This is a genomic window from Polynucleobacter sp. Adler-ghost (assembly GCF_018688495.1).
In the GTDB taxonomy this organism is placed as follows: domain Bacteria; phylum Pseudomonadota; class Gammaproteobacteria; order Burkholderiales; family Burkholderiaceae; genus Polynucleobacter.
In genome coordinates this window covers 1,033,967-1,047,974 of the sequence record NZ_CP061320.1, presented here as the reverse complement: position 1 = coordinate 1,047,974, position 14,008 = coordinate 1,033,967, and the positions used below count along the sequence as shown (strand labels likewise).

At 45.1% G+C, this 14,008-nt stretch carries 18 protein-coding genes; 7 read left to right on the top strand and 11 right to left on the bottom strand.

Annotated elements, in window-relative coordinates; genetic code table 11:
• Positions 1-4: 4 nt before the first annotated feature.
• From ICV89_RS05480 to ICV89_RS05445, 8 genes are all read right to left on the bottom strand, one after another.
• Positions 5-253, bottom strand: a complete 249-nt coding sequence (locus ICV89_RS05480; RefSeq protein WP_215310250.1) for a DUF1289 domain-containing protein — start codon at positions 251-253, stop codon at positions 5-7.
• Positions 250-1,422, bottom strand: a complete 1,173-nt coding sequence (locus ICV89_RS05475) for a GNAT family N-acetyltransferase (protein WP_215310249.1) — start codon at positions 1,420-1,422, stop codon at positions 250-252. The genes ICV89_RS05480 and ICV89_RS05475 overlap by 4 nt, the downstream gene beginning before the upstream one ends.
• A gap of 17 nt (positions 1,423-1,439) precedes the next feature.
• Entirely contained in the window at positions 1,440-1,826 is a 387-nt protein-coding gene (gloA, locus tag ICV89_RS05470) for a lactoylglutathione lyase (protein ID WP_215310248.1), read from the bottom strand.
• A gap of 92 nt (positions 1,827-1,918) precedes the next feature.
• Positions 1,919-2,713 carry a peptidylprolyl isomerase gene (locus ICV89_RS05465; protein ID WP_215310247.1) on the bottom strand — a complete coding sequence of 265 codons (795 nt, stop codon included), beginning with the start codon at positions 2,711-2,713 and terminating at the stop codon, positions 1,919-1,921.
• Between the two features lie 50 nt (positions 2,714-2,763).
• Positions 2,764-3,048 (bottom strand): BolA family transcriptional regulator, encoded by a 285-nt coding sequence (locus ICV89_RS05460; protein ID WP_215310246.1) that lies wholly within the window; start codon positions 3,046-3,048, stop codon positions 2,764-2,766.
• Complete coding sequence (locus ICV89_RS05455; protein ID WP_215310245.1) at positions 3,045-3,593, bottom strand: septation protein A; 549 nt, start codon at positions 3,591-3,593, stop codon at positions 3,045-3,047. Before ICV89_RS05455 ends, ICV89_RS05460 begins: the two co-directional genes overlap by 4 nt.
• A gap of 27 nt (positions 3,594-3,620) precedes the next feature.
• Positions 3,621-4,034 (bottom strand): peptide-methionine (R)-S-oxide reductase MsrB, encoded by a 414-nt coding sequence (gene msrB / locus ICV89_RS05450; RefSeq protein ID WP_215310244.1) that lies wholly within the window; start codon positions 4,032-4,034, stop codon positions 3,621-3,623.
• 17 nt (positions 4,035-4,051) lie between these two features.
• Complete coding sequence (locus tag ICV89_RS05445; protein WP_215310243.1) at positions 4,052-5,518, bottom strand: YdiU family protein; 1,467 nt, start codon at positions 5,516-5,518, stop codon at positions 4,052-4,054.
• A 55-nt stretch (positions 5,519-5,573) separates the two neighbouring features.
• Here ICV89_RS05445 and ICV89_RS05440 point away from each other — a divergent pair, with 55 nt between their 5' ends.
• Entirely contained in the window at positions 5,574-6,059 is a 486-nt protein-coding gene (locus tag ICV89_RS05440; RefSeq protein ID WP_215310242.1) for a PaaI family thioesterase, read from the top strand.
• An 18-nt stretch (positions 6,060-6,077) separates the two neighbouring features.
• Here the strand turns inward: ICV89_RS05440 and ICV89_RS05435 are convergent, their stop codons facing one another.
• Both ICV89_RS05435 and ICV89_RS05430 read right to left on the bottom strand, forming a co-directional pair.
• Positions 6,078-6,935 carry an NRDE family protein gene (locus ICV89_RS05435; protein WP_215310241.1) on the bottom strand — a complete coding sequence of 286 codons (858 nt, stop codon included), beginning with the start codon at positions 6,933-6,935 and terminating at the stop codon, positions 6,078-6,080.
• Positions 6,936-6,962: 27 nt separating this feature from the next.
• Complete coding sequence (locus tag ICV89_RS05430; protein WP_215310240.1) at positions 6,963-7,970, bottom strand: folate-binding protein YgfZ; 1,008 nt, start codon at positions 7,968-7,970, stop codon at positions 6,963-6,965.
• On the opposite strand from ICV89_RS05430, the gene mltG reads away from it, so the two are divergent.
• The 6 genes from mltG to ICV89_RS05400 all read left to right on the top strand — a co-directional run bounded on the left by mltG (position 7,969) and on the right by ICV89_RS05400 (position 12,966).
• Positions 7,969-9,063, top strand: a complete 1,095-nt coding sequence (mltG, locus tag ICV89_RS05425; protein WP_251370926.1) for an endolytic transglycosylase MltG — start codon at positions 7,969-7,971, stop codon at positions 9,061-9,063. The genes ICV89_RS05430 and mltG overlap by 2 nt on opposite strands.
• A 5-nt stretch (positions 9,064-9,068) precedes the next feature.
• Entirely contained in the window at positions 9,069-9,707 is a 639-nt protein-coding gene (gene tmk / locus ICV89_RS05420) for a dTMP kinase (RefSeq protein WP_215310239.1), read from the top strand.
• Positions 9,708-10,853 (top strand): DNA polymerase III subunit delta', encoded by a 1,146-nt coding sequence (locus ICV89_RS05415; protein ID WP_251370925.1) that lies wholly within the window; start codon positions 9,708-9,710, stop codon positions 10,851-10,853.
• Between the two features lie 11 nt (positions 10,854-10,864).
• The gene (locus ICV89_RS05410) at positions 10,865-11,653 is read left to right on the top strand and encodes a TatD family hydrolase (RefSeq protein ID WP_215310238.1); all 789 of its coding nucleotides are present in this window, start codon (positions 10,865-10,867) and stop codon (positions 11,651-11,653) included.
• A complete protein-coding gene (locus ICV89_RS05405) occupies positions 11,650-12,351 on the top strand; it encodes an ankyrin repeat domain-containing protein (RefSeq protein WP_215310237.1) in 702 nt (233 codons plus the stop codon). The genes ICV89_RS05410 and ICV89_RS05405 overlap by 4 nt, the downstream gene beginning before the upstream one ends.
• A 75-nt stretch (positions 12,352-12,426) precedes the next feature.
• A complete protein-coding gene (locus ICV89_RS05400) occupies positions 12,427-12,966 on the top strand; it encodes an ion channel (RefSeq protein ID WP_215310236.1) in 540 nt (179 codons plus the stop codon).
• Between the two features lie 33 nt (positions 12,967-12,999).
• Here the strand turns inward: ICV89_RS05400 and ICV89_RS05395 are convergent, their stop codons facing one another.
• A complete protein-coding gene (locus ICV89_RS05395) occupies positions 13,000-14,001 on the bottom strand; it encodes a DUF3108 domain-containing protein (protein ID WP_215310235.1) in 1,002 nt (333 codons plus the stop codon).
• Positions 14,002-14,008: the final 7 nt, after the last annotated feature.

The window sequence follows — 14,008 nt, the reverse complement described above, 5'->3', positions numbered from 1 at the left end:
ATACTTACTTGGTTTGACGTTGGAAGCGCATTGCAGTGCCTTCGGCACGAATGCGTTTCCACACAGAATCTTTTTCTTCTTGGCTAAAGAAGACCCAATTACTGACCTCGCCTAGAGTACGACCACAGCCTTGGCAGACATCATCGTAAAGCGTTGTGCAGACTCCGATACAAGGGGAGTCAGAACTATCATCACCCACAGCTAAAGAATTTGCTCCTGCTTGTTCTGGTGTGTTGTTATTAGATTCGGTCATGGTTGTACTTTAGACGATTTCAAAGGAATGTGTTGTTCGAGCTCATCAACATAAGCTGTCATACCTTCACGTTCACGCTCTAAAAAATGCTTCACTGCATTGGAAAAACCAGCATCTGCCATCCAATGTGCTGATTGCAGAGTGGTTGGTAAAAAACCTCTTGCCATCTTGTGTTCTCCTTGAGCGCCACCCTCAAAGATCTTAATATCTTCCCGTATGCAATACTCAATTGCCTGGTAATAAGCTAACTCAAAATGAAGGCAGGGGATATGCTCGATTGCACCCCAATAACGCCCGTATGCTTTTGAGTTTGGGCGATCTACTACTAGCAACGACGATGCAATTGGCCTCTCATCCTGAGTGGCAATAATGAGATGAAAATTCTCAGGCATATCCCTTCCAAGCATTTGAATGCACTCTTCGGTTAGGTAGGGAGAAGAGCGGTGCTCAATATACGTATTTTCATAGCAGCGATAAAAAAATGACCAATCCTCTCTCGTTGCTATTGATCCTGGAATATGGCGATAAGATATTTTATGCATGGCCACAGATGCACGCTCTCGCCGAATATTCTTCCGACGTTTCATTGTGAGGTCTACCAGAAATTGTTCAAAATCCTTGTAGCCGATATTTTGCCAATGAAACTGTACTGAGTTGCGCAACATAAATCCTTGTTTCTCTAGCTCTAATAATTCACTACTCTCGGGAAAGAGAATATGAGCAGATGAGAGTGCATTTTGATCAACAAGCGTCTTTAAGCCAGAGACTAAGACTTGCTGTATAACACTCTGATCAGCAGTTTGCGCTACAAGTAATCTAGGTCCGCGTACTGGAGTGAAGGGAATGGCAGACAGTGCTTTTGGATAGTAAGGCATGTTGTTTTGCTCGTATGCTTGAGCCCAGGCCCAGTCGAAAACAAACTCTCCATAAGAGTGTTGCTTAAGATACAGAGGCATTGCACCAAGTAGCCTTGATTCAGAGTCCTCAACGAGCAAGTGAGCAACTTGCCATCCAGTATTGCCGCCCACGCATCCGCTTACTTCTAATGTATTGAGAAATGCGTATTTTAGAAATGGTCCAGCTTCAGGGCATAACAAGGCATTCCACTCATCTTCAGCAATCTGCGAAAGACTATCAATAACTCGAAGTTGGATGGTGCCTTGCTTCAACTAAGTTCAAAGAAAATTTAGCGTTGAATTAATTCAATTTTGTAACCATCTGGGTCTGTGACAAAGGCGATGATGGTATCCCCACCCATGACCGGGCCAGACTCACGAGTGACATTACCGCCGGCAGCCTTGATTTTTTCACAGGCAGCATAGGCGTCAGCAACGCCAATCGCAATGTGTCCGTAGGCATCACCCAGCTGATAGTTCTCAACACCATGGTTGTAAGTGAGCTCAATCTCAGATTGGCCGTCCATATTGCCTTTGCCGAAACCTACAAATGCGAGAGAATATTTTTGCTCGGGTCGCTCAGTACTACGAAGTAGATTCATTCCCAATACTTTGGTATAGAAATTGATTGAGCGAGTCATATTGCCGACTCTGAGCATGGTGTGAAGAATCATCATTCTGCCAATATAAAGGTAAATCCGGTTTCCCGTTGGTCAAGAAAAAACCCAGGGAGGTTTGCCTGGGTTTATAAGTTAGAGAGACAATATTCTCATTGGATCTTTGCTTTAGCGCGGAGCTTTTGCATCAACTCAGAGAACTTCGCTTTTTGCCAATTTTGATCTGCTGTAATCATTTGCTTTAGCTGGTCTTTGATTTCATCCATGCTTGGCGCCTTAACATCCCGTACATCATCCACTTTAATAATATGCCAACCATATTGAGTCTTCACTGGCTTGTCAGTGATTTGGCCTTTTTTGAGTTGCACCATCGCCTTGGAGAATTCTGGGACTAGTGCTTTATCGCTTACCCAGCCAAGATCTCCACCATTGGGCGCAGAGCCGGGGTCTTTGGATTTCTCTTTTGCAATTTGTGCAAAATTACCACCGGCTTTAATTTGAGCGGTTATAGCTTTAGCATCCGCCTCTTTTTCAACCAAAATATGCTCTACGTGATATTCCTTGCCGGTGTATTGGCTCTTCACTTGTTCGTATGCAGCTTTTAACTCGGCTTCAGTGACGCCTTCTCTTTCTACGAAGTCCTCGAATACGGCTGCAATTAGCACACCCATCTTGGACTGTTCCAGTTGTTCTCGAACGGATTCTTTTTGTGTGATGCCCCGGTTATTAGCCTCCTGCAAGATGAGTTCTCGAGTAACGAGCATTTCTCTTGCCTGATCTCGTACTTGCGGATTATCTGGTTGGTTCGATTTTTGAACTAATTTATCCAGTTGTGCCTTTGGTATTGCCTTGCCATTCACAATGGCAGCATTTTGGGCATAAATGGCTGTTGAAAAAAGCGCAGCACTACAGGCGCTGATGGTCAAAATTTGGCGTGTGTTGAACATGGGTGAGAAATTTAAATATAGGTAAATGAGAATGTTAAAGCAATCTGCGCTTAATGGGTGCTTTCGCTAGGTGTGTATGCCAAGATAGTCAGAGCATGAATGGCCTCAGGAAAGTGACTATTTAAAGCGCTATAGATGGCCCTATGACGAGCCACCTTGGTCATCCCCTCAAATTCTGGAGCTACGATAGTCAGTTTAAAGTGGCCGCCACCAGAAGCGGCACCCGCATGACCTGCATGAAGATGGCTTTCATCCTCAATATGTAAATGGCTTACCTGAAACGCTAACCTGAGGTCAGATTCAAATCGGCTAATTCGCTCCTGATTGATATTCATTCTGCAGGATGCTCCATATGGCGGGTGAGCCAAACGCCTTGAAGAATCACAAATACCACCAGTAATCCCGTGCTACCAAAAAGCTTAAAGTTGACCCAGGTTTCCTCGGAGTACTCAAATGCAATATAGAGATTGAGTGCGCCCATAAAAAAGAAGAAGGTTGCCCAGGCCATATTCACTTGATGCCAAACTGATTTTGAATTGTGCTCTTTCAGGGTAATTTGTTTTCCCATTAAAACTTGAATCCAGTTCTTTTGAAAAAATTGAGCGCTAATGAACAGGGCGCCTGCAAATAACCAGTAAAGCGCAGTTGGCTTAAGTTGAATAAAAGTCTTATCGTGCAAAAAAATAGTTAGGCTTCCAAATACCAGAATCATTACAAGGCTAACCCACTGCATAGCATCAATCTTACGATGTCGGTAATACACCCAAAGTATTTGGCCAATAGTAGCAACCATCGCTACGATAGTTGCAGTGTAAATATCACCGAATTTAAAGGCGATAAAAAAGAGGATGATCGGAAATAAGTCGAATAGAAATTTCATGGGCTTGATTATCCAGCTATTTATAAATTATTCCGCTTTACTTGGCGCGGCATTCTCGGAGGGTTCAAACGCCAAAGACGCTGAATTGATGCAGTAGCGCAATCCGGTAGGTTGTGGACCATCTTCAAATACGTGACCCAAATGTGCATCACATTTGGTGCAGCGTACCTCAGTACGAATCATTCCATGACTGACATCTCGAATTTCAGTAATGACCTCATTGTTTTCTGGTGCGTTGTAGCTGGGCCACCCACAACCAGCATCAAACTTCGTTGTGGATTCAAATAACGGTGTATCACAGCAAATGCAGCGATATTGACCGACCGCCCAGTGATCCCAGAATTCCCCCGAAAACGGTCTTTCTGTCGCAGCCTCTCGGGTGACTCGATATTGAATATCGCTCAGTGATTTTTTGTATTCTTGGTCTGTTTTCTTGTTCATGGCTGGAAGGTAGTAGGTTATGAGGAGCAGCTGACTTCTATACGTTGCATGTCGACGGGTGGCGGTTTTGCGTAAGCCTCAAATGGCTCCTGCTCATCAAACGGTTTGCTGAGTATGAGCTGTAATCGTTCGATTTCAGAAAAATCATCTTGCTGAGCCTTTTCAATTGCAACTTGAGCGAGGTGATTTCTGAGAATATATTTAGGGTTGATCTGATCCATCATTTCCTTTCTGGCCTTGTCACTGAAAACTTCTGCTTGAAGTCTATGGAGATAGTCGGCAAACCATTGATCAATACTTTCACGATCGAGGAATTCATCTCTTTGTGCAATATCCGATGGCTTAGAATCTTTTTGGATATTGCTGAGCTGACGGAAAAATGTGGTGAAGTCTACTTTTGAATCATGCATCGCTTGTAAGAGGCGCTCAATAAGCTCAATATCATCATCATGCTCTAATTGCAGACCTAATTTAGAGCGGAATATGCGCTGCCATTCATCTGCATAAGTCACCGGGAACTCTTCTAACGCGGAACGTAAAAGAGTTTGGGATTCTTCCGTTGAATGCCCCAGCTCAAGCAGAGGAAGCATAGCGCTAGCGAGGCAGGCCATATTCCAATGCATGATTTGTGGCTGACGATGATAGGCATATCGGCCGCCATGATCGCTATGGTTGCAAATGTGATCTATTTCAAATTGATCTAGAAATCCAAATGGTCCATAGTCAATAGTCAGACCAAGGGCGCTGATGTTGTCACTATTTAAGACGCCATGACAAAATCCGACCGATTGCCACTTAGTGACTAATTTCGCATTGCGAGCGCTGATCTCTTTAAATAAACCTAAATAGGGCTCTTTTGTATTGAGGCACTCCGGATAGAATTGGCTCATCAGTAAATCTGCCAACTCTTTAAGGCGGACCACATTCTGAAGTGAGGCAAAGTGCTCAAAATGGCCAATGCGAATAAAGCTTGGGGCAATGCGCGAACATACTGCTGCGGTCTCTAACGTTTCTCTGATAACTCGTTGCTTAGACCCAACTACCGAAAGGGCCCTGCTACTAGGGATGCCCAAGGCATGCATTGCTTCGCTACAAAGGAACTCGCGTATGGATGATCTTAAGACAGCTCTGCCATCACCCATTCTGGAGTAGTGCGTCTTACCAGCCCCTTTCAGTTGGAGCTCAAGCTGATTCATATCGCCCAGCAGGATGGCACGACCATCCCCCAGTTGTCCTGCCCAGGATCCAAATTGATGGCCGCTATAGGCAGTAGAAATCGGGTTAGAAAATGTGAGTTCACCCACATTCAATTGATTTCCAGCTAAAACTTCAAGCCAATCAGGATCTTTGGGTAAGTCACCGTCTCCGAGCTCGAGGCCAATGAGCTTGGCAGCGGAGGGTGAAAATGCAACCCAATAGGGTTTAGATATCGGTGTAGGTGGAGTTGGCTGGCATACATCATCGCCGCGGAGAGTAAAAGGCATATTTTGTATTCTATGGGTAATTCACAAGCGTCGCAGAAGCCTCTAGAATGACCCTATGACAAATAAAGTACAACTAAATGCAGAAACTCAACTTGCCAACCTAGGTGAAGAGCTTAATGTTCCTTTTTTGAAGCTTTTAGGGGTGAGGCTAATTACTGCCGAAATGGGTAAGGGCGAAATACTCCTAGCCCTCAAGCCCGAACATACCAATACTTGGGATGTGGCCCATGGCGGTGTTTTGCTTACTCTAATGGATGTGGCCATGGCCGTAGCTGCACGCTCAAGTGATCCTAGCGATCGCAGCGTTGTTACTGTTGAGATGAAAAATAACTTCATGCAGGCTGCTAACGGCATCTTGCGTGTCAAAGCCGATACCGTGCGTCGTACCGCAACGATGGCTTTTTGCGAGGCCAAGCTCTTTAACGATCAAGGTGAGATCTGTTGCATGTCAACAGGTACGTTTCAGTTTATAAAGCGACTGGCAAGCAAAAATGCGAATGGCGAACGGGTTATTAATGAGGACTCTCGTCAGCAGAAATAATTCACGCTAATTGCTCGCCTACACCGAAAGGTTGGATCCCGGAGCAGCAGTAAGTTCACCAGTAACAACATCATGACCCACGGTGCCATTGGCATCAAATCGTCTCTCCACCATTTCAAACTGACCATCCTTACGAACGCGCAAAATGGTGCTTGAACGTGTGCCATAGCTTGGGGTCTTAATAAATGCGGCAGATAAAGCCTTTTCCCAATCAGGATTAATACCTGTATTTGGAAGTTCTTGTGGGCTTGCTTCGTGAGTATCTGCCAATATACGCAAATAGTGATCCGCGTTTTTGAGTTGTCCACTATCCATTGCTAATGTTTGAGCGAATGCTGCTACCCGGTGATTTACTTTAGGCCATGGTGTATCCAGCATGGCATTCGATAGGCCATAAACTCCAGGACTCAGTGCTTGCTCAGGAAATACTTTTCTTGGACGAATACTTTGACCCATCATAAGGCGATTACTTACCCAATGCATTTCTGCGTTATCTGGATCGCTGAGATCAGCCATTAATAGATTAAATCCGTTGTATAGCTCAAACCGTTTTGCATTTTCTTGTATGTAAGCATGCGGCTTGTGGTTGCCCGTAAGATAGTGAAGACTGAGCTCACCACGAGTTCTTGCATCAGGATTTTTTTCGCTGGGCGCTCTGACATTTGTCAATGCGGCAAAGCGTCCGGTCTTTGTGAAGCCCAGCCAAGTTCCGGGACTACCCAATACATCTGCTCGGTCTTTACCGGCCAATACATGAGGGTGTTCAGACCACCACCCCATAGCATCAGTATCGCGCTCATAAAATTCATCACGGTTTGCCGCAACTACCAAAGGGTAGTCTGGATGGGATTTCCAGGCAAAGAGAATCAAGCACATAAGAGTATGAGTGGGGTCAGAGTGAGATTAAATTTCTAATAAAGGGTAGGGCAGAGAATCCAACATTAAGGCCGGTCCATCGCTTGTACCAAGATGAATCACTCCAATTTCAAGGGCCTCTAGCTTACATTCCACCTGAAGATCAATGCGAGTTGAATCTGCTGCATTTCTGGCGCCCAGCACCACCATGCCGCATGGCTGGCTAGCATCGTCTGCTTGAAATAATTCCACGCCTGGTTTTGCTAGTTCCAATGCAGTTACGCTGATATCGATGTGCGCGAGTTGGAGCCTACGTTTTACTGCGCCACGGTACTGGCTTCGAGCAACAATTTCTTGACCTGGATAGCAACCTTTTTTGAAATCTACGCCAGCAACGGATTCAAAGTTAATCATCTGCGGAACAAATTGCTCCTGTGTTGCCAAGACAATTCTGGGGATGGCGCTCAATACCTCTAAAGAATTCCACTGATCTAGTGAGGTCTGATCTATTGACGACGGTGTTTGCCCCACCTTTTTCTGGGCAACCAGGGTGCGCTGAAAAGATTGACCATGAGCTAGTACATCAGGCATGCGCAAGGCGAGAGACTTTTTAGGTGGACTGGTTGATTGGCTAGTATCCGCGTTTTGATAAGCACCAAATACTTCCCATTCATCCGAAGCATCGACTACTTTAACTTTTGAGCGTAGTACGTACATCGACAATCGCTTTGCAGTACTAGCTGCAATATCTTTTGAAACAAACAGGGCAAAACGGTCATCTGAATCAGCTGTTTCTGGAAACAAGCCAAGCCAAGCACTGGCTAGTAGACGTCCTTTGGGGCTGCAATAGCCAACCAATCGAACAGAATCGGAGCCTTGTGCAACATCACCCAACATGGTGCGCTTGAGGCCAAGTACGGAGTTGCTTAATTGACTTTGTAGTAAGGCTGCGGCATCAGGCCCCTCGACCAATATCAAGCCCCAATGGCTTAGAGGGGTAAATCCATGGTTCAGGCTAGGGGCGGGCATTGTGTTGTTTTTTGGAGTTGGGGTCATGAGCTTTTATCATAGCTTGATGAGCAGAAAATTTCAGAGAAGCCTTTTTATTAAACCCCCAATAGGCGGTGGATGGAAATCCTATGCCCTCATCATTATTTCCCTGCTGCTTATCTTGTACGGAGCCATCTTTTTATGGCCAGTTGTGCCTGCTACATCCAATGTTGAGAAGGTCTCTGCCTATAAGGTCAAGATAAACCCCCAATCTGGCCTATCTGCGATTGCAGGTCAATTGTCAGAGCAGGGCGTATCTACAAATGTAGTTACTTTTCAAGTGGCAGCAAGAGCACTTTTTGTTAGCTCTAAGTTAAAGCCGGGAACCTATCTATTGGCTCCCCGCGCTAGCTTGGGAAATATCTTGTTGCAAATAGCCCGCGGCGACCGAGTTCGAGAGAGTGTAGCCATTATTCCCGGCATGACCATCTGGCAACTTAGAAGCCTAATTGATAAACATCCAGCGCTCATTCATCAAACTAAGGGTATGAGCTCCAAGGAGCTGCTACAGACTATCGGACTTACTTATCCAGGTGATGAAGGACTCTTTTATCCAGATACCTATATTTTTGATCCCGATGATTCAGATACTTCAATTTATCGAAGAGCTTCACAGGCCATGCAGAAGCAGCTAATGGCTGCTTGGGAGCAGAAGGACGCAGCTTCACCCTTAAAAACGCCCTACGACTTGCTCACATTGGCTTCCATTGTGGAAAAAGAGACGGGTCGCTCTAGCGATAGGTCGCTAATCTCAGCAGTTTTCTTGAATCGCCTCAATTTGAATATGCCCTTACAGACTGATCCAACCGTAATTTATGGAATTGGCCCCAAATTTGATGGCAATCTTCGAAAAGCGGATTTGCGCAAGGACAGTCCCTACAATACTTATATGTACAAGGGTTTACCACCAACGCCGATAGCTATGCCGAGCAAGGAGTCGCTCCTCGCTGTGGTGCATCCGGCAAAAAGTGATGCAGTGTATTTTGTAGCGCGAGGCGATGGCACTAGCCATTTCTCCAAAACCTATAAAGAGCATGAAAGCGCGGTTGATCAATTTCAACGTAAACGCAATTCTTCCACTCAATCAAAGCCACAGTAATCGCGATGACAGATCAATTTCCAGGTTATTTCATTAGTTTTGAGGGCATCGATGGCGCAGGTAAAAGTACCCACATCGAATCGTTCAGCAAGCTAATTCAACAGCGACACCCTGATCGCGATGTTGTGATGACTAGGGAGCCCGGCGGCACTCAATTAGGAGAACAACTTCGCGCCTTATTGCTTGAAGCCCCCATGAATTTAGAAACTGAGGCATTGCTGATGTTTGCTGCTCGTCGGGAGCATATTGCACAAGTCATAGAGCCAGCCTTGAAGCTAGGAAAGATTGTGATTTCTGATCGATTTACGGATGCCAGCTTTGCTTATCAAGGTGGTGGTCGGGGCTTAAGCTTGGCAAAGTTAAATGATTTAGAGAAATGGGTTCAGGCCCGCGCTGATGGTTCATTGCTCCAACCTAATTTAACCTTCCTTTTTGATTTACCCGGCTCAGTTGCGCAAGCAAGGAGATCAAAGGTAAGGGTGCCTGATAAATTTGAAAAGATGGATCTAGATTTTTTTGAAAAGGTTCGTCAAGAGTATTTGCGTAGGGCAAAGGCAGACCCAAATCGCTTCTATCTAGTGGATGCCACTAAAACACCAGAGGCCATTTGGAATGAGCTCGAGTCACTAAAGATTAAGTTCTAAATGAGTGATGCAATGCTTTCAAATGAGTCACATAAGAAAATAGCCCCATGGCTTGACCCTATCTGGGATAGCATGAACTTAGCTGCATTTCCTAATGCCGTTTTGATTCATGGCCAATCCGGTATCGGCAAGTTTGAGTTTTCCATTGAGTTGGCAAAAGCGCTTTTGTGCGAGACGCCGAGTACCATAAAGCCTTGCAATCAATGTGAAGCCTGTCGGTGGTTTGACTCCGGTAATCATCCTGACTTTATTGCACTGGTGCCGGAAACACATCGCAAGCTTTTGCCACAGGGTGATTTCGATTCAGACGCTGAGTTTCCAAAAAAATCTAAGAACAGTCAGGCTGATGGCGATGGTGATGCGCCCGAGAAAAAGGAAAAGAAAAGTATTTCTATCGAAGATGCCCGAGGTGCAATTGAGGGGCTTTCGATTGGATCTCACCGCGGCGGAAACCGAGTCATTCTGGTCTATCCGCTAGAAATGCTCAGATCAGACTCCGCAAATACTTTGCTGAAATCTCTTGAAGAGCCACCAAAAAATACGATCTTTATTTTGCTGGCAGATCGTCTTGATCGTGTCTTACCAACTATTCGGTCTCGCTGTCGCTTGTTATCTGCACCGCGACCAGATCGATTGAGTGGGCTCCATTGGCTGCATGCCCAGCTGAATAAGATTCCTGGTCTGAAAATGAGTGATGCCGATGTGGAGTCCATTTATGACGAGCAGGGTGGGGCGCCCTATGCAGTATTAGATTCCTTAATTGCACGTCACAATCAAGATGAAAAGGATGAGCTTACGATTGCCATCCAAGCTTCACGTTATTTATTGCAGGCGATGGCGCAGGGCGCTCGGATCAATTGGCTAGAGGCTGCAGATAAGACGCAAAAAGCCCGGTATTCAATTTTGTTGGCTACTATGCAGCGCTGGGTCTCTGATGTACAAAGCTGCGCACAAATGGGTTTGCCTCGCTATTACCCCAAGCATGAGGCTACTATCAAGACGCTTGCGCAACAGGCACGCCTTCCAAAGCTTCTGGGCTTCTGGAAGTCTTTGACGCAGGCGCGGCGTCATGAAAATCACCCGCTAGCTACCCGGATTCAGTTAGAGGCATTGCTTTCTCAATACCAGCAGGTATTTGAAGACTAAAATAGCGAGTCATGTTTATAGACTCACATTGCCATCTCGATTTCCCAGAATTTCAAACCCGTCTACCTGAGGTTTTGTCCAATATGGCCACCTGCAAGGTGAGTCATGCCTTGTGCGTATCAGTAGATATTCCTGACTTTCCCAAGGTTCGAAAGCTGGCTGAAGATCATGCTCATTTGTATGCTTCGGTTGGGGTGCATCCAGATTATGAAGGTACGCCAGAACCCAGCTTTGAATTCCTGGTTGAAGAAGCAAAGCATCCTAAAATCATTGCGATTGGCGAAACTGGACTTGACTACTTTCGCATGGGTGATCGTAGCTATGAATCCATGGAATGGCAGAGAGAGCGGTTCAGAACGCATATACGGGCCGCAATAGCTGCTAAGAAGCCCTTGATCATCCATACGCGTGCCTCTTCCGCTGACACACTCAGAATCCTCAAAGAAGAGGGCGCTGATCAGATTGGTGGTGTCATGCATTGCTTTACAGAAACCACGGAAGTTGCCAAGGCTGCTATTGAGATGGGTTTTTACATCTCGTTTTCAGGCATTGTGACTTTTAAGAGTGCCAAGGACCTACAGGCAACCTGCAGAGAAGTTCCCTTAGAGCGCATGCTGATTGAAACGGATTCACCATATTTAGCTCCAATTCCTTATCGCGGCAAGACGAATGAGCCAGCCTGGGTTTCCAAGGTTGGTGAATTTGTTGCTGAGTTGAAGGGTGTTTCTGTTGAATTGCTGGCAGATCAGACCTCACGTAATTTTTTTCAATGTTTTCAAATTAATAGAGCAATATCATGAGAAGTTCACTTAAATCTAACTGCCTTTTATATACCTATTTTTTGTGTTTTTCTGGCCTGGCAATTGCTCAAACTGCAGATCAGATCACGGATTTCACCAAAGCGGCAAAATTTGATGACGTCTCTGAGGTGCAATCCCTAATAAAAGCAGGCGTTACCCCAAATACGCTGGATCCTAGAGGCACTCCGATGTTGATCTTGGCTATTCGGGACAAATCTCTTAAGGTCACGGATTTATTGCTTGCCAATCCAGCTACAAACGTCAATTTAGCTAATAAAAGTGGTGAAAATGCACTTATGATGGCTGCTTTTGATGGTCAACTGGCTTTAGTGAAAACCTTGGTGCTTGAAAAAAAGGCAGCTATCAATAAGCCTGGTTGGGCACCAATTCACTATGCAGTCACCAATGGGCACTTAGAAATCACTCAATTCTTAATGGCTAATGGTGCTCAGGTGAATGCATTAAGTCCAAGCGAGACAACGCCATTAATGATGTCTATAGGCTCTGGAAATGAGCAATTAATCAAATACCTGCTTGATAACGGCGCAGACTTGCGCATGAGAAATCATGAGGGATATACGGCTATCGACGTTGCTCAATTATTTGGCAAAGATGATATTCGTGATGGCTTAATGTCACGTTGGCAAAAGCTCTATAACCAGCCTTATCCAGGTGGCCCAAAGAAGTCTCCTTCATAATTGATATATCTAATACTGCGTATAATCATTATTATGTCAAATAAGAAATCTAACTGGATTTAACGGATAGCATCAATGACTTTGACTAGCTTGTTAGAAAGGCTTCCTGGCCTACACTCCCTCCCCAGCTTCAGCACGCTCTTTGCTGAAATTAATGCGGATATGGGCGATAGCGATATTTGGGTTCTGTTATTTCTCACGTGTTTGATGCTGGCATTCCATGGCTTAAGCGTTTTATCAATCGCGGGTATTTTTCATTGGATTGACCAAAAACTCGAAAATAAACGGGTCTACGGTGCGAACTTTGTATCCTATTTCTTTGCAATCTTATTGATTATTGCTATTCACCTGCTTGAAATTATTGCCTGGGCCTATATTTGTTTGGGATTACAGGTATTCCCAACCAATTTGCAAACCTTGTATTTTGCCGGCGAGATGTACACGACTGTTGGCTATGGTGAATATGTTCTTACTGAGCGCTGGAGGATTCTCCCCATTATTATTTCCTTCTCCGGAATCTTTGCTGTATCGATGTCTGGAGCTGCGCTCTACACCATGATGGGCGCTTTATTGGGAAGATCAAATCAAAACCCTAGATCAGGCTCAGGGTTTTAAATTGAATTGATGTGGTTGTAGCTGCCCCTAAGCTTAATTAACTAGCTTGGATTTATCAATGGGAGCCCTTTGCTTAAATACGAGCTCTAATATCCGTCCATTGGATTCTAGAGAACGCATTCTTCCAGGTAGCCAATCTAGGTCTCTTGCCAGCCATATATCGACCTGACGCTTGTAAGGACTACTTTCGCGTTGCATCAAAGCGTAATGGCGATTAACCCCCTTACCAAGGCTAGGAATATCTTCTGATTCTTTCTCGCCATAACTTTTAAATTGCCACATCTCAAGAGTGTCATAGTCCACGACAGGAATACTTCGGATACTGCCGGCCTCATCAATCTTGTCGCTACCATTGAGTAGGGAGGCTAGTTGAAAAAGTAGGCTAAATCGATCTTGAGTTCCTGGTAGTAGATCTGGTGTGAACTCAGGCTTTTCAGAGAAGTACATCTTCCCTGCTCCACTCTGATCACGATCAAAGCGAGAATAGCGCGGTGGTTTTGTACCCCGCTGAGTCCAATAAATAGATGGTGCTATGCCATAGGCGTCGACAGAGCCTCTGGACTCAAAAATAAAAGGGCCGACGATGGCGTAAGGTATGTTGATATACAAACGGTAGTTATTACCCTCCGTAATCCAGTCCAGTTGAGCAGCTTGAATGAGTTGCCCATCGACATAGGCATCAAAATAATAAGTGCCAGATTCAGGAAGGCGAAAGGCTTGCCCAGACTGATTGCCTAATGCGCCCTGCTCCACTTTACGCTGATCTCTTAAAGGGTCAGCTGATACGGCGCTAGTTTGCTTGGGTGACGCTTTTTTCTTTGGTGCTGTAGTCAGCTGTATTTTTTTTGGCGGCTCAACTCGAAGCTCTGTTTTGATGATGAGATCTTCAGCAATGGGGGGCGCACTAGCAAAAGAGAAGAATGGAATCCCAAAAAATAAAATGAGGTGGCCAAGAATTGATAGAAAAATTGCAGCAGCCAGAATCCACAGGGATTTTTTTGGCACAAATTGAAGTTGATAGCTGCTTGCATCCATCAAGACA